Genomic DNA, 20,927 nt, shown 5'->3' with positions numbered 1-20,927 from the left:
AATGCCTTCCGCCTTTGACCGCGACGCGCTGCTGGCGGCCTTCGACGCGATCGGACGGGCGGCGGCCCAGGCCGGGGCCAAACTGCAGATCGCGGTTTACGGCGGATCAGCCTTGATGCTGGCAAGCAACTTTCGCTTCGCCACGGAAGACGTCGACGTCTCGGCGCTGCCGAGTCCGCTTCCTCCCTGGCTCGCCGAGACGCTCCATGGCATTGCCCAGCAGAATGGCTGGTCAAACGATTGGTTCAACGACGGCGTTACCTTCCACCTCAGTCCGCTGGCGGATCAGGCGGCCGACCACCTGGAGTTCGGCACTTTTCCGCGCGACGGCTCGCCGCCGGGATTGGTGGTCTCCGTGCCCTCGGCCGAGTATATGCTGGCGTTGAAGCTCAAGGCGGTCAGGGTCCTCGACCCCGCGCGCGGCGAGGCCGAGCGGCTCGACATCCTCAACCTGATGAAGGTCGTTGGAATCACGGACGCGGATGCAGCGGTCGCGCTCCTTGCAAGATACTTTCCGGCGAGTGCGGCCTCGGCCGAAAAGCAGCGTTTTCTGCTGAAGCACATGAACCCAGAGGGAGCGGTCGATGCGCCCAAATACCCTCGCTGAGGCGGTCGCCCGGATCGGGCACGGGGAGTCGCGGGACGTCATGCTCGCCGAATTCGTCGATACGTTCGATCTCGCTCCGTCTGACGAGGCGCGTTATGCGGCCATCGAGGCCGAGCCCAGCCTCACGGGCGATGCGAAGCTTGATGCCCTCGCTGGCGCCATTGCCGAATATCTCGCCAAGCAGCGCAAGCTGGGGCGGGTGCCGCCCTGGACTGGCGGCGCGGCGCGGCGTCTGAAGGAGCCTTGGTTCACGACCAGTTCGACGTCCCCGGCGCTCCGGGAGTACTTGACCTTCGCCAGCCCGGGAGAGTTCGCCTCCCGCAACATATTTACCGACGAGCGGCCGCTGCGGCGGGCACGCGACACTTCAGGACAGCGCTAGAATGATCATCGCCATCGATGGCCCGGCTGCCTCGGGCAAGGGCACCATGGCCAAGCGCCTCGCGGCGCATTATGGCCTCAGGCATCTGGATACGGGCGTGATCTACCGGGCCGTGGCGCATGCGCTGCTGACCGCTGGGATCGACCTGAAGGATGAGGCCCGGGCGGCTGAGGTCGCGATGACCCTGGATCCCTCGACCTTCGACAACCCCGCGTTCAGGTCCCACGAGGTCGGATCGGCGGCCTCGGTGGTGTCGGCATTGCCCAGGGTGCGCGAGGCGTTGCTGGCATTCCAGCGCCAGTTTGCCAGCCAGCCCCCGGGGGCCGTGCTCGATGGCCGCGACATCGGGACCGTGATCTGCCCGGATGCCGAGGTGAAGATCTACGTCGTGGCCGACCCGAAGATCCGGGCGCATCGCCGCAGCCTCGAGGCGCGCTCCCGGGGCGAGCCGGCCGACGAGGCAGCCATTCTGGCCGACATCCTGGCGCGCGATGAGCGTGACCAGAACCGCCCCGTTGCCCCTTTGAAACAAGCCGCGGATGCTTACTTGCTTGATAACTCCCATTTGGATATAGAAGGCGGCGTCCGGGCCGCCATCGATATTGTCGAGGCCGTCCGAGCGGGCCGCCAGCGGGTTTGATTTCGCTGGTGTCATTGGAGGAACCGCCCGCTCCCGCCCTTGACCGTCGATAGCTCGATTGCAGTTCAATCGGGTCCGATCAGCCGGACGCAACTTCATAGGTTACGTACGTCATACGTGTCGCATGTGCAGGCATTGCCGGCCCGCGTCGTTCGCGCTTTTTGCGCTGACAGCGCGGACGTCTGGGGATTTGTGGACCTCCAGGCACTGTTCATCCGATGCGCCGATCAACCCCACGCTGGCGAGAATGTCCGCATCTGGAGAACCAATGGCTTCGAGTATCTCTGCTAATTCCTACAATCCCAGCCGCGATGATTTTGCCGCGATGCTGGACGAGTCCTTCACGAAGGGCAATCTTCAGGAAAGCTCCGTCGTCAAGGGCAAGGTCGTCGCGATCGAGAAGGACATGGCCGTCATCGACGTCGGCCTGAAGACCGAAGGCCGCGTGGCGCTGCGCGAATTTTCCGGTCCCGGCCGCGACAGCGAGCTGAAGGTCGGCGACGAGGTCGAAGTGTTCCTCGACCGCATCGAGAACGCGCTCGGCGAAGCCGTGCTGTCGCGCGACAAGGCCCGCCGCGAAGAGAGCTGGGGCAAGCTCGAGAAGGCGTTCCAGAACAACGAAAAGGTCAACGGCGTCATCTTCAACCAGGTCAAGGGCGGCTTCACCGTCGACCTGGATGGCGCAGTCGCCTTCCTGCCGCGCTCGCAGGTCGACATCCGTCCGATCCGCGACGTCGCGCCGCTGATGAACAATTCGCAGCCGTTCCAGATCCTCAAGATGGACCGTCGCCGCGGCAACATCGTCGTGTCGCGCCGCACCGTGCTGGAAGAGACCCGCGCCGAGCAGCGCCAGGAGCTGGTGCAGAACCTCGAAGAGGGTCAGGTCATCGACGGCGTCGTCAAGAACATCACCGATTACGGTGCGTTCGTCGACCTCGGCGGCATCGACGGCCTGCTGCACGTCACCGATATCGCGTGGCGCCGCGTCAACCATCCGACCGAGGTGCTCTCCATCGGTCAGACGGTCAAGGTCAAGATCATCAAGATCAACCACGAGACGCACCGCATCTCGCTCGGCATGAAGCAGCTGCTGGACGATCCGTGGCAGGGCATCGAGGCCAAGTACCCGCTGCAGGCCCGCTTCCACGGCCGCGTCACGAACATCACCGACTACGGCGCGTTCGTCGAGCTCGAGCCGGGCATCGAAGGCCTGATCCACGTCTCCGAGATGTCGTGGACCAAGAAGAACATGCACCCCGGCAAGATCGTGTCGACCTCGCAGGAAGTCGAAGTGCAGGTGCTCGAGGTCGACAGCGTCAAGCGCCGCATCTCGCTCGGTCTCAAGCAGACCATGCGCAATCCGTGGGAAGTCTTCGTCGAGAAGCATCCGACGGGTTCGGTGGTCGAGGGCGAGGTCAAGAACAAGACCGAGTTCGGCCTGTTCCTGGGTCTCGAAGGCGACGTCGACGGCATGGTCCATCTGTCGGACCTCGACTGGAAGCTGCCGGGCGAGCAGGTCATCGACAACTACAAGAAGGGCGACATGGTCAAGGCCGTGGTGCTCGACGTCGACGTGGAGAAGGAGCGGATTTCGCTCGGAATCAAACAACTTGAAGGCGACCCCTTCGCCGAGCCGGGCGATGTCAAGAAGGGTGCGGTCGTCACGTGCGAAGTGCTGGACGTCAAGGACGGCGGCATCGACGTCAAGATCACCGGCACCGACTTCACCACCTTCATCAAGCGCTCCGAGCTGGCGCGCGATCGCAACGATCAGCGCACCGAGCGGTTCGCCGTCGGCGAGAAGGTCGATGCCCGCGTGATCCAGTTCGACAAGAAGGCCCGCAAGGTCCAGGTGTCGATCAAGGCGCTGGAAGTCGCGGAAGAGAAGGAAGCCATCGCGCAGTACGGCTCGTCCGATTCGGGCGCGACGCTGGGCGACATTCTCGGCACCGCCCTCAAGAACCGCGACTCGAAGTAAGCCTTCGACATCGCGTGACGAGATCAAAGCCCCGGCTCCGGCCGGGGCTTTTTTTGTGCGGCCGAGCCGCCATTTCGACCAGCCCGCCGTCACCCTCCCCTGGAGGGGGAGGGTCGGCTCATAGGCGCAAAGCGCGTATGAGCCGGGGTGGGGTGATCTTTCCACTCGCACCGGTCTTCGGAGTTCACCCCACCCCGCTCGCCCGCTTCGCGTGCGATCGACCCTCCCCCTCAAGGGGAGGGTGAGACCGAGATCGTCGCGCCTAACCTCTTCTCATCGTCAGTGGTCGTCTCATCGTGAGTGAGAACATCCTGCGTTTCCAGGACGCGTCTCACTCCGGTTACTGCGATACGCCGTGGCGATGACGACACGGAGGGAGAAGAGGCCAAAACGACGGTCGCCATAGGCGCTGGCCCCGCGACCTGCTTCGGGTGCATCACCCTTGCCGGCTTCGTGGCGGAGCCTTCCTTTCTTCAAATTGCGCCGCGATTGATGTAATCGGATAACGAGATATTCAGGCTGCGGCTGCACAACGCGCCGAGACTTCCAGGAGCTGTCCATGTCGCTAGATTCCGATGTGATCGTCGATCGCCGCAGGCTGCGCCGCAAGCTCACGTTCTGGCGGGTGCTCGCGGTCGTGATCGCGATCGCCGCTCTCTCGGCGATCGGCCTGGCGATGTCGCCGCGCGGCCGCACCGCGCTCTCGACCTCCGGCTCGATCGCTCGCGTCAACATCGAGGGCCTGATCCGCAGCGATCAGGAGCGCGTCGAGGCGCTGGAGCGGCTGGAGAACTCCTCGGCCGAGGCCGTCATCGTTCACATCAACTCGCCAGGCGGAACAACCGCCGGCTCCGAGCAGCTCTACGATTCCCTCGTTCGCCTGAAGGCGAAGAAGCCGCTCGTCGTTGTGGTGGAAGGTCTCGCGGCCTCCGGCGGCTATATCGGCGCCATCGCCTCCGATCACATCGTCGCGCAGCAGAGCTCGCTGGTCGGCTCGATCGGCGTGCTGTTCCAGTACCCCAATGTCAGCGAGCTGCTGAAGACCGTCGGCGTCAAGATCGAGGAGGTGAAGTCCTCGGCGCTGAAGGCCGCGCCCAACGGCTATGAGCCGACCAGCCCGGAAGCGCGCGCGGCGCTCGATGACCTCGTGAAGGATTCCTACGCCTGGTTCCGCGGCCTCGTGAAGACTCGCCGCAACATGGACGACGCGCAGCTCGAGAAGGTGGCCGATGGCCGCGTCTTCACCGGCCGCCAGGCGGTCGAGCTGAAGCTGATCGACGAGCTTGGCGACGAGAAGACGGCGGTGGCCTGGCTGGTCGCCAACAAGAACGTCAAGAAGGACCTGCCGGTGCGCGATTACAAGCTGGTGCCGCGCTTCGGTGACCTCACCTTCCTGCGCACCGCGACGTCGATCGCGCTCGACGCCGTCGGCCTGTCCGGCATCGCGCGCCAGATCGAACGCACCGGCGTTGTCCAGGCGGTCGACCGGGTCGGGCTCGACGGCATGTTGGCGCTGTGGACGCCCGCAACGGGGAATTGAAACCCGTCAAGACGATCGCCGCGCTGAGTCTCGCGTGGAGCGTGTGGTCCGGCATCGGGCGATGCCGAGCCCGGAAAGCCAATTGTTGGGTCCGATGAATGATTTAGCGTCTTGACAGTTCTGCATATTTTCACGGAAATGGGACTGTCTCCCCGGATACATTTTCTCGATGATCAAATCCGAGCTGGTTCAGCGTATCGCCGAGCACAACCCGCATCTCTACCAGCGGGATGTCGAGAACATCGTCAATGCGATCCTCGATGAGATCGTCGCTGCGCTGGCGCGCGGTGATCGCGTCGAGCTGCGTGGGTTCGGCGCGTTCTCCGTCAAGCACCGGCCGGCCCGCGCCGGGCGCAACCCGCGGACGGGCGCTCACGTCCCAGTCGACCAGAAGAGCGTGCCGTTCTTCAAGACGGGCAAGGAAATGCGCGAGCGGCTGAACCGGGACAATCCCGAGGGCGCAGCCGCCGACGACTCCGACGATTGAGGCCACGGACCGCCTGCCGTGCTCATCGTCTGCGGCTGACTACGAGGCCAACCCGGCCCGACTGATACGAGCGAGCGCATGCGAAAATTTCTCACCGTCGTCATCATCCTCCCCTTGATGGTGCTGTTCGTCGTCTTCGCGGTCGCCAATCGGCATTTTGTTACCGTCTCATTTGATCCGTTCAATGCGGCCGACCCGGCGTTCTCGGTATCAGTTCCGCTGTTCGCCTTGCTGATCGGAGTTGCAATCCTGGGCGTCATTGCCGGCGGCGTCGCCACCTGGATCGGCCAGCGCCATTGGCGCCGCGCGGCCCGCCGCCACCAGGCCGATGCGGATGCGGCACGGGCGCAAGTCGCCCAGCTCAGCGCCGCGGCGCGCGCCAGCCAGGGTTCGGGTCAATCGTTGGTTCCGGCAGCCCCCGCCCGGCTTTTAGCCCCTTATGGGCGAGACAAGCAGGGCGCCGCGTTGTAGAAGGCGCCAAGCCAGCGCGGCCTCGACGTCGCCCGCGGCTGGTGATCCCCTCCGTCCGGACGTGCGTTCTGTCTGATGTCTCTGCTCGTCAAAATCTGCGGCCTGACCACGCCCGATACCCTGGGTGCGGCGTTGGATGCCGGCGCCGAGATGGTGGGCTTTGTGTTCTTTCCGCCGTCGCCGCGTCACGTCGGGCTGACGGCCGCGCGTGAGCTTGGCCAGCAGGCGAAGGGGCGCGCGCTGAAGGTGGCGCTGACCGTCGATGCCGATGATGCAACCTTCGAGAACATCGTCGAGACGCTGCGGCCGGATCTCTTTCAATTGCACGGTCGCGAAAGCGTCGCGCGTATTCGTGATCTCAAGCAGCGCTTCGGTCTTCCGATCATGAAGGCGATGCCGGTCGAGACGGCGGCCGACCTCGCGCCGCTCTCAGGCTATGCCGACGTCTGCGACCGCATCCTGTTCGACGCCCGGGCGCCGAAGCACGCGACGCGTCCCGGCGGACTGGGCGCGACCTTCGACTGGCACGTGCTTCAGGGCTTGAAGCTCGACCGCCCGTTCATGGTGTCCGGCGGACTGAGTGCGGACAATGTCGCCGAGGCGGTGCGGGTTACGCACGCCGGCGGCGTCGACGTGTCATCTGGCGTCGAACGGACGCCGGGTGTGAAGGATTGCGATCTGATCCGGGATTTCATTCGTGCGGCGCGGGCCGCTGACAAGTTGAGCGTCCAATGACCACGACCATTCCCAATTCCTACCGCAGCGGTCCTGACGACCGCGGCCATTTCGGCATCTTCGGCGGCCGCTACGTCGCCGAGACCCTGATGCCGCTGATCCTGGATCTCGAAAAGGCCTATGCCGACGCCAAGGCCGATCCGGCCTTCCAGGCCGAGATGAACAGCTATCGGACGCATTATGTCGGCCGTCCGTCGCCTTTGTACTACGCCGAGCGCCTGACCGAGCATCTCGGCGGCGCCAAGATCTATTTCAAGCGCGACGAGCTCAATCACACCGGCTCGCACAAGGTCAACAATGTGCTCGGCCAGATCATGCTGGCTCGGCGCATGGGCAAGCAGCGCATCATCGCCGAGACCGGGGCCGGCCAGCATGGCGTCGCCACCGCGACCTTGTGCGCGCGCTTCGGCTTGGACTGCGTCGTCTATATGGGCGCCGTCGACGTCGAGCGGCAGCAGCCGAACGTGCTGCGCATGGAGATGCTCGGCGCCAAGGTCATTCCGGTGCAGTCCGGCGCCAAGACGCTCAAGGACGCGATGAACGAGGCGCTGCGTGACTGGGTCACCAACGTTCACGACACCTTCTATTGCATCGGCACTGTCGCGGGCCCGCATCCCTATCCGATGATGGTGCGCGACTTCCAGTCGGTGATCGGCCAGGAGACGCGGACCCAGATGCAGGAGGCCGAAGGCCGGCTGCCGGATTCGCTTGTCGCCTGCATCGGCGGCGGCTCCAACGCGATGGGCCTGTTTCATCCGTTCCTCGACGATCCCTCCGTCGAGATCTTCGGCGTCGAAGCCGCCGGCCACGGCCTGACCCAGCTGCATGCGGCGTCGATCGCCGGCGGCCGTCCCGGCGTGCTGCATGGCAACCGCACCTATCTGCTGATGGACGACGACGGCCAGATCGCCGAGGCGCATTCGATCTCGGCCGGCCTCGACTATCCCGGCATCGGCCCCGAGCATTCCTGGCTGCACGAGGCCAAGCGCGTGACCTATCTCTCGGCGACCGACGACGAGGCGCTGGAGGCGTTCCTGCTGCTGTCCCGGCTGGAGGGCATCATCCCGGCGCTCGAGCCGGCGCATGCCGTCGCCAAGGTGATGCAGCTCGCGCCGACCAAGCCGAAGGACCATTTGATGGTCGTGAATCTGTGCGGCCGCGGCGACAAGGACGTGCCGCAAATCGGCGAGATCCTGCGTAAGAGGGCGAAGGCACAGTGATGGCGGCGCGCTCGGCCCTTCTTCACCTCTCCCCATCGGGGAGAGGTCGGCTGCGTAGCAGCCGGGTGAGGGGGGCTTGCTCTGCTCAATCAGATCGCAGCGTGCTCGCGATGGCCTCCAGCACACCATCGATGTTGTCGTATATGTCGACGTTCGAAACCCGTAGAACGAAGAAGCCGCAGGACTCGAGGACCGCGGTTCTTGCTTCGTCTCTCGCCAACTCTGACTCTGTTGAATGCGTCGCTCCGTCAACCTCGATGATGAGCTTGCCTGCCAACGAGACAAAGTCCACGACATATCGGTCGATCGCATGCTGTCGCCGGAATTTCCAACGCTCCAACCTGCGGTTTCGCAGCGCCTGCCAGAGCTTGTCCTCAGCGCTGGTTTGTGACGCGCGAAGGGCGCGGGATCTCTTCTTGAGTCTATTTTCCATCCCCCTCACCCGGCTGCTTCGCAGCCGACCTCTCCCCGATGGGGAGAGGTATAGCACTGTCCGGGCCGCGACATGACAACGAGAATGGATGCGCGCTTCGCGCAATTGAAGAAAGAAGGCCGTTCGGCATTCGTGACGTTCGTCATGGGCGGCGACCCCGATCCGGAGACGTCGCTCGCGATCGTCAAGGCGCTGCCGCAGGCGGGCGCCGATATCATCGAGATCGGCATGCCGTTCACTGATCCGATGGCCGACGGTCCGTCGATCCAGGCGGCGGGCCTTCGCGCGCTGAAAGCGGGCATGACCTTGAAGAAGACGCTGCAGCTGGTGCGCAGCTTCCGTGAGAGCGACGCGGTGACGCCGATCGTGCTGATGGGCTACTACAACCTGATCTACATCTATGGCGTCGACAAGTTCCTCGTCGATGCCAAGAGCGCCGGTGTCGATGGCCTGATCATCGTCGACCTGCCGCCGGAGGAAGACGACGAGCTGTGCATTCCCGCGCTCAAGGCCGGGCTCAACTTCATCCGGCTGGCGACGCCGACCACCGATGACAAGCGGCTGCCGGCCGTGCTCGCGAATACCTCGGGCTTCGTCTACTACGTCTCGATCACCGGTATCACCGGCGCGGCCGCCGCGGACTCCTCCGCCGTCGGCACTGCCGTGGCGCGAATCAAGCGCCATACGGCGCTGCCGGTCTGCGTCGGTTTCGGCATCCGGACACCGGAAACAGCCCGGGCTATTGCCGCCAACGCCGACGGCGCCGTGGTCGGCACCGCCCTGGTCGACGCCCTGAAGGCCAGCCTGGACGCCGAGGGCCGGGCCACGGCCAAGACCGTCAGCGCCGTCGCCGACCTCGCCTCCGCCCTGGCCCAGGGCGTGCGCGGCGCCCAGCAGGCCGCGGAATAGCCATCAACCACCCTTGTATGGAGCGCCGCGGCATGGCTTGCCGTGGCGCTGCCGTCCCGCCATATATCCGGGCGACCGCAAAACGGAGCTTTTCATGAACTGGCTTACCAATGTGGTCCGGCCGAAGATCCGCAACATCCTGCGCCGCGAGACGCCGGAGAACCTCTGGATCAAGTGCCCGGATTCCGGACAGCTCGTGTTCTACAAGGATGTCGAGGCGAACCAGTTCGTCATTCCCGGCTCCAACTACCACATGCGCATGGGCGCATCGGCGCGGCTCAAGTCGATGTTCGACAACGAGACCTGGTTCGACGTCGCGCTGCCCGAGGTGACGCCCGACCCGCTCAAATTCCGTGACGAGCGCCGCTATGCCGACCGCATAAAGGATGCGCGAGCGCGCACCGGCATGAACGATGCCGTCAAGGTCGGCTTCGGCAAGCTCGAAGGCATGGGCGTGGTCATCGCCGTGCAGGATTTCGACTTTATGGGCGGCTCGCTCGGCATGGCCGCTGGTGAGGCGATCGTGCGCGGGCTCGAGCTCGCGGTCGAGAAGAAGTCGCCGTTCATCGTGTTCGCGGCCTCCGGCGGCGCGCGCATGCAGGAGGGCATCCTGTCGCTGATGCAGATGCCGCGCACCACAGTGGCCGTGCAGATGCTGCGCGAGGCCAAGCTGCCCTACATCGTCGTGCAGACCAATCCGACCACCGGTGGCGTCACCGCGTCCTACGCGATGCTGGGCGACGTCCACATCGCCGAGCCCGGCGCGCTGATCGGCTTTTGCCGGTGCGCGCGTCATCGAGCAGACCATCCGCGAGAAGCTGCCCGAGGGTTTTCAGCGCGCTGAGTACCTGCTCGATCACGGCATGGTCGACATGGTGGTGCATCGCCACGATCTGCGCCCGACCCTGGCGCGGCTGTGCCGCCTGCTGACCAAGGCGCCGGCCGTCGAACACGCCAAGCCCGCGCCGCAGCTGCCGCCGCCGGCCAAGCCCGCCGAGGCGGCGGAAGCGCCGGCGGTCGCAACGAGCGCGTGAACGCTTCCGCCGCAAAGCCTTCGCTCGACGAGCTGATCACGCGGCTCTCGGCGCTGCATCCGAGCAAGATCTCGCTCGGGCTGGAGCGCATGCACCGGCTGCTCGCGCAGCTCGATCATCCCGAACGCAAGCTGCCGCCGGTGATCCACGTCGCCGGTACCAACGGCAAGGGCTCCACGGTCGCTTATCTCAGGGCGATGCTCGAAGCGGCGGGCCTGCGCGTCCACGTCTTCACCTCGCCCTGGCTGGTGCGCATCAACGAGAGCTATCGCATCGGTCGGGTTGGCGGCGGCGTGCTCGTCGATGACGACGAGCTGATCTCCGCGCTGCTCGAATGCGAGCGCGTCAATGCCGGCGCGCCGATCACCTTCTTCGAGGTGAAGACCGTCGCGGCCTTCGTGCTGTTCGCCAAGCATCCGGCCGATGTCGTGCTGCTCGAGGTCGGTCTCGGCGGCCGGCTCGATTCGACCAATGTGGTCGAGCAGGTCGCGGCCTCCGTGCTGACGCCGATCAGCATGGACCATATGGAATTCCTCGGCGACACCCGCGCGCTGATCGCGGCCGAGAAGGCCGCCATCATCAAGCGCGGCTGCCCGGTGATCTCCGCGGCGCAGGAGCCGGACGCGATGGCGGTGATCGAGCGCGAGGCCAAGCGCCAGCGCGCGCCGCTGTTCGCCGCCGGCGAGAGCTGGCACGTCAATGTCGAGCGCAATCGGCTCGTCTATCAGGACGATCGCGGTCTTCTCGATCTTCCGGCGCCAAAACTGTTCGGCCGGCATCAGTTCGACAATGCGGGGCTTGCGATCGCCACGTTACGCGCGCTCGATCAGTTCAAGCTCACAACGAAGGCGTTCGAGGACGGCATCGTCAACGCCGAATGGCCGGCCCGCATGCAGCGGCTCTCGAACGGCGCGCTCACCGCGATCGCGCCGCAGGGCGCGGAGATCTGGCTCGACGGCGGCCACAATGCCGAAGGCGGCCGCGTCGTGGCGGCTGCGATCGGCGATCTCGAAGAGCGCGTGTCGCGGCAGCTCGTCGTCATCGTCGGCATGATGGGCAACAAGGATGCCGCAGCGTTCCTCGGCAATTTCGCCGGTCTGACGCGGCACATCATCGTCGTTCCCATTCCGAACGAGAGCAAGGCGATGGCGCCGGCCGATCTCGCCGCCGCCGCGCGCACGCTCGGCATGCGCGTCGAGATCGCCGACGGCGTGGCGTCCGCGCTCGCCGGCATCGCGCGGCTTGCCTATGAGGTGCCGCCGCGTATTCTGATCACGGGGTCGCTTTATCTCGCAGGCCACGTGCTCGACCTCAACGGCACGCCGCCGACCTGAGGAAAATGACATATGCGCTTTGCCGCGATCGCCGACGTCCACGGCAACCATCTCGCGCTGGAGGCCGTGCTCGCGGATATCAGCGCGCAAGGCGTGACTGAGATCATCGATCTCGGCGACATGGCGAGCGGTCCGCTGGATGCGCGCAAGACGCTGGACAGGCTGATGGCGCTCGACGCCGTGCATGTGCGCGGCAATCACGATCGCTGGCTGATCGATCGTCCGTTCGAGACGATGGGCGCCTGGGAGCGCCCCGCCTATCCGCAGCTTGACGCCAGGCATCTCGATTGGCTGCGCACGATCCCGGCGACGGCCGTCTATCGCGACCAGGTCTTTCTCTGTCATGCGACGCCTGAGGACGACAACGTCTATTGGCTCGAAAACGTCGCGGCTGACGGCGCGATCACTTGCGCGCCGCTGGATGAGATCGAGAAGCTGGCTGCCGGTATTTCGCAGTCGCTGATCCTGTGCGGCCATACGCACACGGCGCGGGCCGTGCGGCTGCGTGACGGTCGGCTGATCGTGAACCCCGGCAGCGTCGGCAGCCCCGGATATTCCTACAACGTCCCGCACCCGCATGTCGTGCAGGCCGGAACGCCGGACGCGCGCTACGCGATCCTGGAGCTGACGCCGGCCGGCTGGAGCGTGAGCTTCCGTCACGTGCCCTATGATCACGGCGCCATGGCCGAGCTGGCGCGCGCCAATGGCGAGACAGAGTTCGCGTCTGCGCTTGCGACCGGCTGGATCCGCTGATCAGGCGAGCAGCTTCAGGGGATCGGCGACCTTGTGCTGGAGCTGATCGAAGGTGCATTGCTTCGGTGCCTTGTCGGGACGCCAGCGCAGGATCGAGGTGCCGTGGCGGAAGCGCTCGCCGGAGAAATGGTCGAAGCAGACCTCGATCACCAGCTTCGGCTTCAGCGGGCACCATTCCGCAGAGCGCTCCGTCGACCAGCGGCTCGGCCCACCCGGCGCATTGCCGGTGAAGCCGGGCGGTGAGATCAGCGGCTCGAGCTTGTCGGTCAGCGCGGGCTTCTCCGCTGCCTTGAGCGCGGAGGTGAAGCCGACATGATGCAGCAGCCCGTCATCGTCGTAGAGACCAAGTAACAAAGAGCCGACGAGCTTGCGGCCGCCCACGCCCTTGTTGGTGGCGTAGCGGAAGCCGCCGATCACGCAGTCCGCCGAGCGATAGCGCTTGATCTTCTGCATGCCGTCGCGATTGCCCGCCTGGTAGGGCAGGTCGATGCGCTTGGCGATCACGCCGTCCGAGCCGCCGCCGGAATGGGCCAGCCAGTCCTGCGCGGTCGCGTAGCGCGTGGTGGCGGGTGACAGCCGGAAGGTCGGATGTCCGGCGAAGGTCGCCTTTGCGAACGTTTCCAGTGCCGGGCGTCGCTCGTGCAGCGTCTGCGCCATCAGCTCTTTGTCCTTCTCCGTCGCCAGCAGGTCGAAGGCGAGGAACAGCGCGGGCGTTTCCACGGATAGTTTCTTCACCCGGCTGGCGGCGGGATGGATCCGCTGCAGCAGCGCGTCGAACGAGAACGACTTGGCCTGCGGCACCACCAGCTCGCCATCGAGCGTAAAACTGTTAGCCTTCAGCTCGCGCGCGGCGGCGACGATCTCCGGAAAGTAGCGCGCGAGATCCTCGCCGGCTTTGGATTGCATCGTCACGTGAGCGCCGTCGCGCGTGAGCAGGCAGCGGAAGCCGTCCCATTTCGGCTCATACTGCCACTCCTCGCCGCGCGGGATCGCCTCCACCGAGCGCGCCTCCATGGCCAAGAGGCCTGACTTGCGGGAGGGCGAGCGATGAGCACGGGCGGGCATGGCGGCATCCGAAAACGCGACAACACACCCCCTCAACGCAAACGGCCGGCGAATCCGCCGGCCGTTCGAGAAAAATCGTTGTGCGAGCGCGTCACATCGACGACGAGATCCACTGCTGCAGCTTGGCCTTCGGCGCGGCGCCGACCTGGCGGGAGGCCATCTCGCCGCCCTTGAACACCATCAGGGTGGGGATCGACATCACGCCGTACTTCGACGCCGTCTTCGGGCTCTCGTCGACGTTCAGCTTGACGATCTTGACCTTGTCGCCCATCGCGTTCGCGATCTCGTCGAGGGCCGGGGCGATCATGCGGCAGGGGCCGCACCACTCGGCCCAGAAATCGACCACGACCGGACCGTCGGCCTTGAGCACTTCGCTTTCGAAATCGGCGTCGGAAACCTTGGCTACGGCGGCCATGGGATTTACCTCGTTCGGTTGGAGGGAGCGGCACGGATGCGCCGCCTCAGCGTGGGTGTCAAAGTATGAACGGCCTGTGGCCGGGTCAAGCTTGCTCACTCAGTCGTGCGGGGATGGCAGCATGGCGTCCAGCGCGGAGGCTGGAAGCTCCATGAATTCAGGGGCTTCGGTCCAGAGCAGGGCGGCCCGGACCACCCGTCCGGGGTACAATTGCCCGAGCACGGCGCGGTATAGCGCGAGCTGGCGGACATAGGCCTCGGGCACCTCGGCCAGCCCTGAGGGCGGCTGCTGGTTGGTCTTGAAGTCGACGATCAGCACCTCGGCCTCGGTCACGACCAGGCGATCGATCTGGCCGGACACCAGCGCCGCTGGTTGCCCGGCCTGCGCGAGCCGGCCGACGATCGACACTTCGGCCCGGCTGCCGGGCGCGAACACCGCCGCGAAACGGGGATCGCCGATCACATTGAGCACGCTGTCAGCGAGCCTGTTCCGCTCGTCCTCGGGCCAGTCTGGGGCATTGCGAAGCAGGTAGCGCAGCGCAGCGTCGCGCCGACGCTCCGGCGCCACGTCGGGCAATGACTGCAGCAAGCGATGCACCAGGGTGCCGCGCTGCATCGCGAGACTACGCGCGGCCAGCGATTCGCCCGTACGCACCGGTCGCTCGTCAGAAGATGGATCGGATGGCCGGAGCACCGCGACCTCGCCGGGCGCCTCGATCGCCGCCGTGCGCAACCATACTGGCAGCTCGACGGCTGTCTCGACGATCTGCCGCGCCTCATCCTTGGAGGTCTCGGCGATGTCCTCGGCCCGCGCGTAGCGCTTCACCGGCCCATCCTCGGTCTCGAGCACCTCGACCTCCAAGCCCGCGGCATCGAGCCCGCGTGCCATCAAGTCGTACCAGCTACCGCCGCGGACATTGGTCATGTTGCCCGGCATGCAGCCGCCGATGATGAGGCGATCGGCGGCGCGGGTCATCGCGACATAAAGCAGCCGGCGATATTCGTCCTCGGTCTCCTTGAGCATCGCCGCGCGCGCCGCCACGACGGCTTGCGGATCGTCCGCCTTGCGCCCGGCCCAGACCACGATCTCGCGCTCGCCATGCGGTACATGGATCAGCCGCAGCCGCTGCGAATCCGCCGGCGACGATGTCGTATCGACCAAGAACACCACCGACGCCTCGAGGCCCTTGGCGCCGTGCACGGTCATCACGCGGACCTCGTCGCGCGAGATCTCCATGTCGCGCTTCACCTCGGTGTCGGCGGCGCGGAGCCAGGCGACGAAACCCTGCAGCGAGGCCGGCGCCTTGCGCTCGTAGGACAGCGCCAGCTCGAGGAATTCATCGAGCGCGTCATTGGCCTCGTGGCCGAGCCGCGCCAGGATGCGCCGCCGGCCGCCATCGCCGCCGAGCAGCCAGGCGTAGAACGCGAACGGCGTGTCCTCGGCCGCGCGGCGCTCGCATTGCTGCAGGCGCCGGACGACCGCCTGCAGCCGCGGATCATCAGCCGCATGCGCACTCAGCGCCTCGCGCAAGCTGCCGCGCCGCTGCCAGGCGAGCTTGAACAGATCGTCATCGTCGAGGCCGAACAGCGGGCTCTTCAGCGCGGTCGCCAGCGCGAGATCGTCCTGCGGCAGCAGCAGTGCGTCGGCGAGGTTCATCAGGTCGATGATCGCGATGTGCTCGGTCAGCTTGAGCCGGTCAGCGCCCGCGACGGGAATGCCGGCGTGCTTCAGCGCCTGGATCACGGCATCGAAGGCGGTGCCGCGCCGGCGCACCAGGATCAGCATGTCGCCATAGCTCAGCCGCCGCCGCGCGCCGTCATGCCCGGTCATGGTGCCGACGCGGATCAGCCGCTTGATCTCGGCCTGGATGCGCCTGGAGAGCTTCACCTCCGGGCTCGTCACCGAGACGCCGTCGAACGGCGCGCGCCAGCCCTCGATCTCCTTGCGGTCGTCGCGCTCGCACAACGACCACAGCTCGACCAGGCTCGGCCCGGCATCGGTCAGCGCGTTGTGGATGGGGTAGCCGATATCGGGCGAATGGATGCTGCTGTAGACCTCGCGCTCCCTGAAGACGTGGTCGACCGCGTGCAGCACCGTCGGCCCGGAGCGGAACGAGTAGGTGAAGGACACGGGATCGAACAGCAGGCCGGCGTCGGTGAAGCGCTTCTGCAGTTGCCGCCTTCGCGCGTCGAATTCGTGCGGATCGGCGCCCTGGAACGAGAAGATCGACTGCTTCTCGTCGCCGACCGCGAAGATCGTGCGCGTCAGCCCGTCGCGCGCGCCGGCGCCGGACGTGAACTCCTCGATGATATGGGCGACGATGTCCCATTGCCGCGGGCTGGTGTCCTGCGCCTCGTCGATCAGCACGTGGTCGACGCCGCGGTCGAGCTTGTAGTGCACCCAGCCGGCGGAGACGCGGTTGAGCATGACGAGCGTCTTGTCGATCAGGTCGTCGTAGTCGAGCAGCCCGCGCTCTTCCTTTTCGCGCCGATAGTTCGCGGCGGCCGCGGTCGCGATCTGCAGCAGCGCCTCGGTGCGGTCGCGCACCACAGCCGCGCGGCGCTTCTCGATCAGGCGGTCGAGCCGGCGCGCTTCCGAGTCGAACAGCCCGGCGAGCCCGGGATTGCTCTCGGCGAACTTCTTGGTCAGCACCGACTTGCGCGGCTCCTTGTCGTCGGTCAGGAACACGCGGAGATATTCGTCGACCTGATCGCTGCCCGAGAACGCCAGCGCCGCGCGCAACTGATCGGCCTGCTTCTGATCGGTCTTGGCGCCGCCGTCGAGCCGCGCGGCAATCTCGGTCCAATCCGCGCGCGGCAGATTGGGGCCGTCGACAATGTCGCGCTCGATTGCCTCCAGCGTCTCATCAGCGCTGATGCCGAGCACCTCGCCGAGATGCTGCGCGGCAACCTCGACGCGGCCGGCGCCATCGGTCCAGGCCATGAAATGATCGCGGCTGAGGCACGCTTCGCGCACGACCTCCTTGAACGTGGAATCGGCGGCATTGGCCATCGCCACCTGCAGCGCGCGGCCGATGGCGCTGTCGGGCGCCCTGGAGGCATCGAGCAGCACCTTCAGATTGGCGCGCTCCATCATCTCGGTCTGGTCGCGCTCGTCGAGCACCGAGAACCGCGCCGGCACATTGGCCTCGAACGGAAACTGCTGCAGCAGCCGGGTGCACAGTGCGTGGATGGTCTGCACCTTCAACCCGCCCGGCGTCTCCAGTGCGCTGGCGAACAGTTTTCGCGCCGACGCCCGGAGCTTCTTGTCGGAGTTCAGAATGCCGGTCGACTTGATCGCGCTGTCGAGCGCGTCGTCGTCGAGCGTCACCCAATGTCCGAGGGTCGAGAACACGCGCTCGGCCATGTTGGCGGCGGCCGCCTTGGTGAAGGTGATGCAGAGGATCTTCTCCGGCGGCACGCCGTCGAGCAGCAGCCGGATCACGCGCTGCACCAGCACATGCGTCTTGCCCGAGCCGGCATTGGCCGAGACGAATGCCGACGCCGCCGGGTTCGAGGCGCGCGTCTGCGCGTCGCGCACGGCCTGCGGAATGGGGCGGGGCGCCTTCACCATTCCTCCACTCCCAATCCGCCGGCGGCCGACCATTCCTTGATGCGGGCGAGGTCGTCATAGCTGCCGTAGCGGTTCGCCCACATCGACAGGTTCAGCGAGGTGTAGCCCTGATTGGGATCCTCGAAGCTGCGGATCAGCTCTTCCAGCTTGGTGCGCGCCTCCTGGGCAGCCTGATCCGGATGCTGCGGCGTGTCGCTCTTGTTGATCTTCAGTTCGAGGATGCGTTCCTCGCCCGGCGGATTGTTGCCCGACAAGCGGACGTAGACGAGCTGGCTGATCAGACTGCCGGCCGGAATGCCGTCGAAGCCACCTTCGCGCAGGATCGCGGCTTCCAACGTCAGCTGCGGTGACAGGCCCATGCGCACCTGTTTGGCGGTCGGCGGCTGGCCGGTCTTGTAGTCAAGGATGGCGTAGGTGCCCTCGGCCCGCCGCTCGATACGATCGGCGCGCGCCGACAGCATGAATGTGCGGTCCTTGCCGAGCGGAATGCCGATCTCGCCACGGATCTCGGCGGTGATCGCGCCGATCTGTTCGCGCCGCGCGGTCTCCCAGGCAGCGAACCAGCCGGCGATGCGCTGGAAGCGCGGCCACCACAGCGCGCGCGCTTCGGGGCGCTCCATGAGCAGCGCAAAATGCTTCTCGCCGATCACGCGCAGCGCATGCGCCGGATGCAGCGGCAGCGCCTCTGCATAGGTTTGCGTGAACTCGCCGATGGCTTCGTGGATCGCCGAGCCGCGATCGGCGGCCGACAGCGGCATGTCGACGGGATCGAGCGGGTCGAGCCTGAGAATGTAGCGCGCGAAGATGGTGTAGGGATCGCGCAGCCAGTCTTCGATCGCGGTCACTGACATCCGCAGCGGCCGGGCCTCCAGCGGCGGCTTCGGTGCCGGCTGCTCGACCGGCTTCACCTCGCGGGGCTGATCCAGCACCTCGGCATAGCGGACATAGGCGTCGCCGCGCGCCTCCGCCGCCTTCCAGCGCTCGGTACCGGCGACGGCTTCGAGGCGATGCAGGAAGCGCGAAGCCACCGCCGGCGCGCCGCCGGATTTCGCGGCGTGAGTCAGGATCACCTCGGGCGCGCCGAGCAACTGCGCGAAATCGTGCGCTGATAGTCCGATGCGGCGCTCGGGCAGATCGAGGCCGAGCTGATGCCGCATCGGGCGGCTGAGCCAGGGATCGATGCGCGGCGCCGGCGGCCAGATGCCCTCGACGAGACCGCCGATGATCATGCGATCGGCCTGCATCAGCCGCGCTTCGAGCGGACCATAGATCTGCAGCTGCGCGCCGTGGCGCTCGGGGCGGCGCACCGCGCGATCGGAGAAGGCGGTGTGGAACAGGTCCGGATAGTCCGACAGCGGCGCCATTAGGCCGCAGCGTTCGCCGGAGGCGAGCAGGTCGTCGAAGCAGCGCGCCAGCGCGGAGCCATCACGATCCGTGAACGCAGTCGTGAGGGCGGCATCGTCGGTCGACAGCGCGATCAGCACCTCGCGGTGACGTGCGGCGAGCTCGGCGAAATCCTGCGGGCGCGGCGACGCGAGATTTTCGAGCGGCGCGAGCGCCGCCTGCAATTGCGCGATCAGCGCGCCGGCCTGGTCGAGCTGTTCGGGCTTGAGCCGCGCGCGCGGCTCGGCACGGTGCAGCGACGACGCGTCGCCCTGGTGCAGCTTGGTATGCTCGTCGCGGAAGCGGGCGAAGTCGCGCGCGAGACCGCTGGTGCCGGCTTGTGGCCGGGTGCCGCGAAGCAAAGCGAGCTCCAGCGTCTCGATCGCATGTTTCCAGCCATGGGCAGCGCGGCCGAGCCGGCACAGCGGATGCTTGAGCAGCGCGAGTAAGGTCGGCGGCTCCAGGCCGCGCGCGGCGGCCTCCGCGGCGAGGCGCGCGAAGATGCCGGCGGGCGTCTCCAGCAGCGCATCACCGCCGGAGTCATCGAACGTCAGGTGCCAACGCGTCAGCGCCGCCATCACCCGGCGCGCCAGCGCGCGGTCCGGCGTCACGAGTGCCGCGGACTTGCCGAGATGCCGCGCCTCGCGCATCGCGATCGCAATCGCCAGCGCCTCCATCTCCGGATTGGGCGCGGCGACGATCGACAGATTGTCCATCGCCTCGGCGATGTTGGCGGCGATGTCGAACTGGCGCAGCCGCTCGTGCCAGACGGCGGTGGCCTCCGATGGGCGCATCGCCTCTGATATCAGCACCTCGCGGCCGCCGCGGCCCGGTGGCACGAGTCGAACGACGTCGCGCCGCTCCATGCCGAAGCGCTTGAGCAGCAGATGCATCGCATATTGCGGATGATTGACCGCGGGGGGCGTGATCACGCGGCCGGAGCGATCCTTGGCGCCGCCGATCGAGCTCCACGCGGCTTCGTCGAGATCGGTGTCGAGCCCGGGCAGCACCACGGCACCGTGCGGCAGCTTGGCGACCGCGAGCAGGAACTTTGCCGTCGCGGGCATCGAGCCGGTGGAGCCAGCAGCGATGACAGGCCCATCCGGATGGGCCGAGAGGCGCGCGGCTTCGGCTGATATCAGCAGATCACGCCGCGCCGCCGGCTCGATCCGCTCGATCTCCTGCAGATAGGCCGGCCACGCGGTGCGCGCGATGCGCAGGAACTCCAGCGAATACTGCCAGTATTTGTCGAGCTGATCCGGCACCAGCGCGTCCAGCGCATCCCAGGACACGCCGCGCGTCACCATGTCATCGATGAGACGGGCGAGGTCGCCGGCGAGCGCAAGCGTCGAGGCGGGACCGCCGATCACCAGCGGCGCCGACACCGGCGTCTTCGCCCAGGCCGCGACCAGCCGCGCGAGCGTCAGCCGCCTCTGCAGGTCGTCGAGCCGCTCCGGAATCTCCAGCGGTGCCGGGCCGAGAAACGCGTCGCGATCCTCCGCAAAGGCCAGCTCGTCCTCGTCGATGTCGCCGAGCGCGACGAGCCGCGGCAGCACCGCGGCATCGGTCTTCAGTTCGTCCAGGAACATCTCGCGCGCGACACGGAGCGAGCGGCGTGTCGGCAGATACAGCGTCGCCGTCGCAAGTCTTGCGGGATCGCTGCGCGCCTCGAAACCATCGACCAGCCGTCCATCCACCAGCGCGGCGATCACGCTGCGCAGGAACGGCGCCGAGATGGGAACGGTGAAGACGCGCATGGCCCTGCGATTCGCGGGTGGATCTGGGCGTCTATATAGGGAGTGGTGGGCGGAAGGTCATACCCGGGGTGTGGATGGGTGTTGATAGGTGCGGGCGTGGCCGACGGCTGCCCGCAAGCGCGCGTGTGCGTGGACAGCTCTTCACGGCGCGAAGGGCGAGTTCCGGGCGCGACGTCGTCCCGCAGCAGTGAGCCGATCACGCGCTCTCAGT

General features: G+C 66.6%; 17 protein-coding genes and 1 pseudogene. 13 read left to right on the top strand and 5 right to left on the bottom strand.

The features are described from left to right. The first annotated feature begins 1 nt into the window (after window position 1). The 9 genes from ACVILH_RS06820 to trpB all read left to right on the top strand — a co-directional run bounded on the left by ACVILH_RS06820 (window position 2) and on the right by trpB (window position 8,060). A complete protein-coding gene (locus ACVILH_RS06820; protein WP_456712212.1) occupies window positions 2-607 on the top strand; it encodes a hypothetical protein in 606 nt (201 codons plus the stop codon). Between the two features lie 40 nt (window positions 608-647). Further along, window positions 648-989, top strand: a complete 342-nt coding sequence (locus ACVILH_RS06815) for a hypothetical protein (protein WP_456712211.1) — start codon at window positions 648-650, stop codon at window positions 987-989. Between the two features lies 1 nt (window position 990). Beyond that, a complete protein-coding gene (gene cmk / locus ACVILH_RS06810; protein WP_456712210.1) occupies window positions 991-1,629 on the top strand; it encodes a (d)CMP kinase in 639 nt (212 codons plus the stop codon). Window positions 1,630-1,897: 268 nt separating this feature from the next. Further along, a complete protein-coding gene (rpsA, locus tag ACVILH_RS06805; protein ID WP_011923367.1) occupies window positions 1,898-3,607 on the top strand; it encodes a 30S ribosomal protein S1 in 1,710 nt (569 codons plus the stop codon). Between the two features lie 559 nt (window positions 3,608-4,166). Further along, entirely contained in the window at window positions 4,167-5,147 is a 981-nt protein-coding gene (gene sppA / locus ACVILH_RS06800) for a signal peptide peptidase SppA (protein WP_456712209.1), read from the top strand. A gap of 169 nt (window positions 5,148-5,316) precedes the next feature. Further along, window positions 5,317-5,634 (top strand): integration host factor subunit beta, encoded by a 318-nt coding sequence (locus ACVILH_RS06795; protein ID WP_456712208.1) that lies wholly within the window; start codon window positions 5,317-5,319, stop codon window positions 5,632-5,634. A 78-nt stretch (window positions 5,635-5,712) separates the two neighbouring features. After that, window positions 5,713-6,105, top strand: a complete 393-nt coding sequence (locus ACVILH_RS06790; protein ID WP_456712207.1) for a lipopolysaccharide assembly protein LapA domain-containing protein — start codon at window positions 5,713-5,715, stop codon at window positions 6,103-6,105. Between the two features lie 75 nt (window positions 6,106-6,180). Then, a complete protein-coding gene (locus tag ACVILH_RS06785; protein WP_456712206.1) occupies window positions 6,181-6,840 on the top strand; it encodes a phosphoribosylanthranilate isomerase in 660 nt (219 codons plus the stop codon). Then, window positions 6,837-8,060 carry a tryptophan synthase subunit beta gene (trpB, locus tag ACVILH_RS06780; RefSeq protein WP_456712205.1) on the top strand — a complete coding sequence of 408 codons (1,224 nt, stop codon included), beginning with the start codon at window positions 6,837-6,839 and terminating at the stop codon, window positions 8,058-8,060. Before ACVILH_RS06785 ends, trpB begins: the two co-directional genes overlap by 4 nt. An 85-nt stretch (window positions 8,061-8,145) precedes the next feature. Here trpB and ACVILH_RS06775 read toward each other — a convergent pair whose 3' ends face one another. After that, window positions 8,146-8,493, bottom strand: a complete 348-nt coding sequence (locus tag ACVILH_RS06775) for an endonuclease domain-containing protein (protein ID WP_456712204.1) — start codon at window positions 8,491-8,493, stop codon at window positions 8,146-8,148. A gap of 72 nt (window positions 8,494-8,565) precedes the next feature. Between ACVILH_RS06775 and trpA the strand changes: the two genes are divergently transcribed. From trpA to ACVILH_RS06755, 4 genes and pseudogenes are all read left to right on the top strand, one after another. Further along, the gene (trpA, locus tag ACVILH_RS06770; RefSeq protein WP_456712203.1) at window positions 8,566-9,402 is read left to right on the top strand and encodes a tryptophan synthase subunit alpha; all 837 of its coding nucleotides are present in this window, start codon (window positions 8,566-8,568) and stop codon (window positions 9,400-9,402) included. A 94-nt stretch (window positions 9,403-9,496) separates the two neighbouring features. Next, a pseudogene (gene accD, locus ACVILH_RS06765) lies at window positions 9,497-10,436 on the top strand (acetyl-CoA carboxylase, carboxyltransferase subunit beta). After that, window positions 10,433-11,770, top strand: coding sequence for a bifunctional folylpolyglutamate synthase/dihydrofolate synthase (locus ACVILH_RS06760; RefSeq protein WP_456712202.1), 1,338 nt, complete (start codon window positions 10,433-10,435; stop codon window positions 11,768-11,770). The pseudogene accD and the gene ACVILH_RS06760 overlap by 4 nt, the downstream one beginning before the upstream one ends. Before the next feature lie 12 nt (window positions 11,771-11,782). Beyond that, the gene (locus ACVILH_RS06755; RefSeq protein WP_456712201.1) at window positions 11,783-12,523 is read left to right on the top strand and encodes a metallophosphoesterase family protein; all 741 of its coding nucleotides are present in this window, start codon (window positions 11,783-11,785) and stop codon (window positions 12,521-12,523) included. On the opposite strand, the gene ACVILH_RS06750 is transcribed toward ACVILH_RS06755, so the two are convergent. The 4 genes from ACVILH_RS06750 to addB form a co-directional block, all read right to left on the bottom strand. Beyond that, a complete protein-coding gene (locus ACVILH_RS06750) occupies window positions 12,524-13,537 on the bottom strand; it encodes an ATP-dependent DNA ligase (protein WP_456716891.1) in 1,014 nt (337 codons plus the stop codon). 142 nt (window positions 13,538-13,679) lie between these two features. Continuing rightward, complete coding sequence (gene trxA, locus ACVILH_RS06745) at window positions 13,680-14,003, bottom strand: thioredoxin (protein ID WP_456712200.1); 324 nt, start codon at window positions 14,001-14,003, stop codon at window positions 13,680-13,682. A 99-nt stretch (window positions 14,004-14,102) separates the two neighbouring features. Next, complete coding sequence (gene addA, locus ACVILH_RS06740) at window positions 14,103-17,576, bottom strand: double-strand break repair helicase AddA (protein WP_456712199.1); 3,474 nt, start codon at window positions 17,574-17,576, stop codon at window positions 14,103-14,105. Next, window positions 17,570-20,716, bottom strand: a complete 3,147-nt coding sequence (gene addB, locus ACVILH_RS06735) for a double-strand break repair protein AddB (protein WP_456712198.1) — start codon at window positions 20,714-20,716, stop codon at window positions 17,570-17,572. The genes addA and addB overlap by 7 nt, the downstream gene beginning before the upstream one ends. Window positions 20,717-20,927: the final 211 nt, after the last annotated feature.

The organism is Bradyrhizobium sp. USDA 4353 (assembly GCF_054063215.1).
Note: the sequence above shows the minus strand (reverse complement) of the source record. Positions and strands in the feature narration are given on the sequence as shown.

Bases quoted from the DNA above. Each gene is read 5' to 3' on its own strand.
- ACVILH_RS06820 (WP_456712212.1), top strand. From the start codon at position 2: ATGCCTTCCGCCTTTGACCGCGACGCGCTGCTGGCGGCCTTCGACGCG.
- ACVILH_RS06815 (WP_456712211.1), top strand. From the start codon at position 648: ATGCTCGCCGAATTCGTCGATACGTTCGATCTCGCTCCGTCTGACGAG.
- cmk (WP_456712210.1), top strand. From the start codon at position 991: ATGATCATCGCCATCGATGGCCCGGCTGCCTCGGGCAAGGGCACCATG.
- rpsA (WP_011923367.1), top strand. From the start codon at position 1,898: ATGGCTTCGAGTATCTCTGCTAATTCCTACAATCCCAGCCGCGATGAT.
- sppA (WP_456712209.1), top strand. From the start codon at position 4,167: ATGTCGCTAGATTCCGATGTGATCGTCGATCGCCGCAGGCTGCGCCGC.
- ACVILH_RS06795 (WP_456712208.1), top strand. From the start codon at position 5,317: ATGATCAAATCCGAGCTGGTTCAGCGTATCGCCGAGCACAACCCGCAT.
- ACVILH_RS06790 (WP_456712207.1), top strand. From the start codon at position 5,713: ATGCGAAAATTTCTCACCGTCGTCATCATCCTCCCCTTGATGGTGCTG.
- ACVILH_RS06785 (WP_456712206.1), top strand. From the start codon at position 6,181: ATGTCTCTGCTCGTCAAAATCTGCGGCCTGACCACGCCCGATACCCTG.
- trpB (WP_456712205.1), top strand. From the start codon at position 6,837: ATGACCACGACCATTCCCAATTCCTACCGCAGCGGTCCTGACGACCGC.
- ACVILH_RS06775 (WP_456712204.1), bottom strand. From the start codon at position 8,493: ATGGAAAATAGACTCAAGAAGAGATCCCGCGCCCTTCGCGCGTCACAA.
- trpA (WP_456712203.1), top strand. From the start codon at position 8,566: ATGACAACGAGAATGGATGCGCGCTTCGCGCAATTGAAGAAAGAAGGC.
- ACVILH_RS06755 (WP_456712201.1), top strand. From the start codon at position 11,783: ATGCGCTTTGCCGCGATCGCCGACGTCCACGGCAACCATCTCGCGCTG.
- ACVILH_RS06750 (WP_456716891.1), bottom strand. From the start codon at position 13,537: ATGGAGGCGCGCTCGGTGGAGGCGATCCCGCGCGGCGAGGAGTGGCAG.
- trxA (WP_456712200.1), bottom strand. From the start codon at position 14,003: ATGGCCGCCGTAGCCAAGGTTTCCGACGCCGATTTCGAAAGCGAAGTG.
- addA (WP_456712199.1), bottom strand. From the start codon at position 17,576: ATGGTGAAGGCGCCCCGCCCCATTCCGCAGGCCGTGCGCGACGCGCAG.
- addB (WP_456712198.1), bottom strand. From the start codon at position 20,716: ATGCGCGTCTTCACCGTTCCCATCTCGGCGCCGTTCCTGCGCAGCGTG.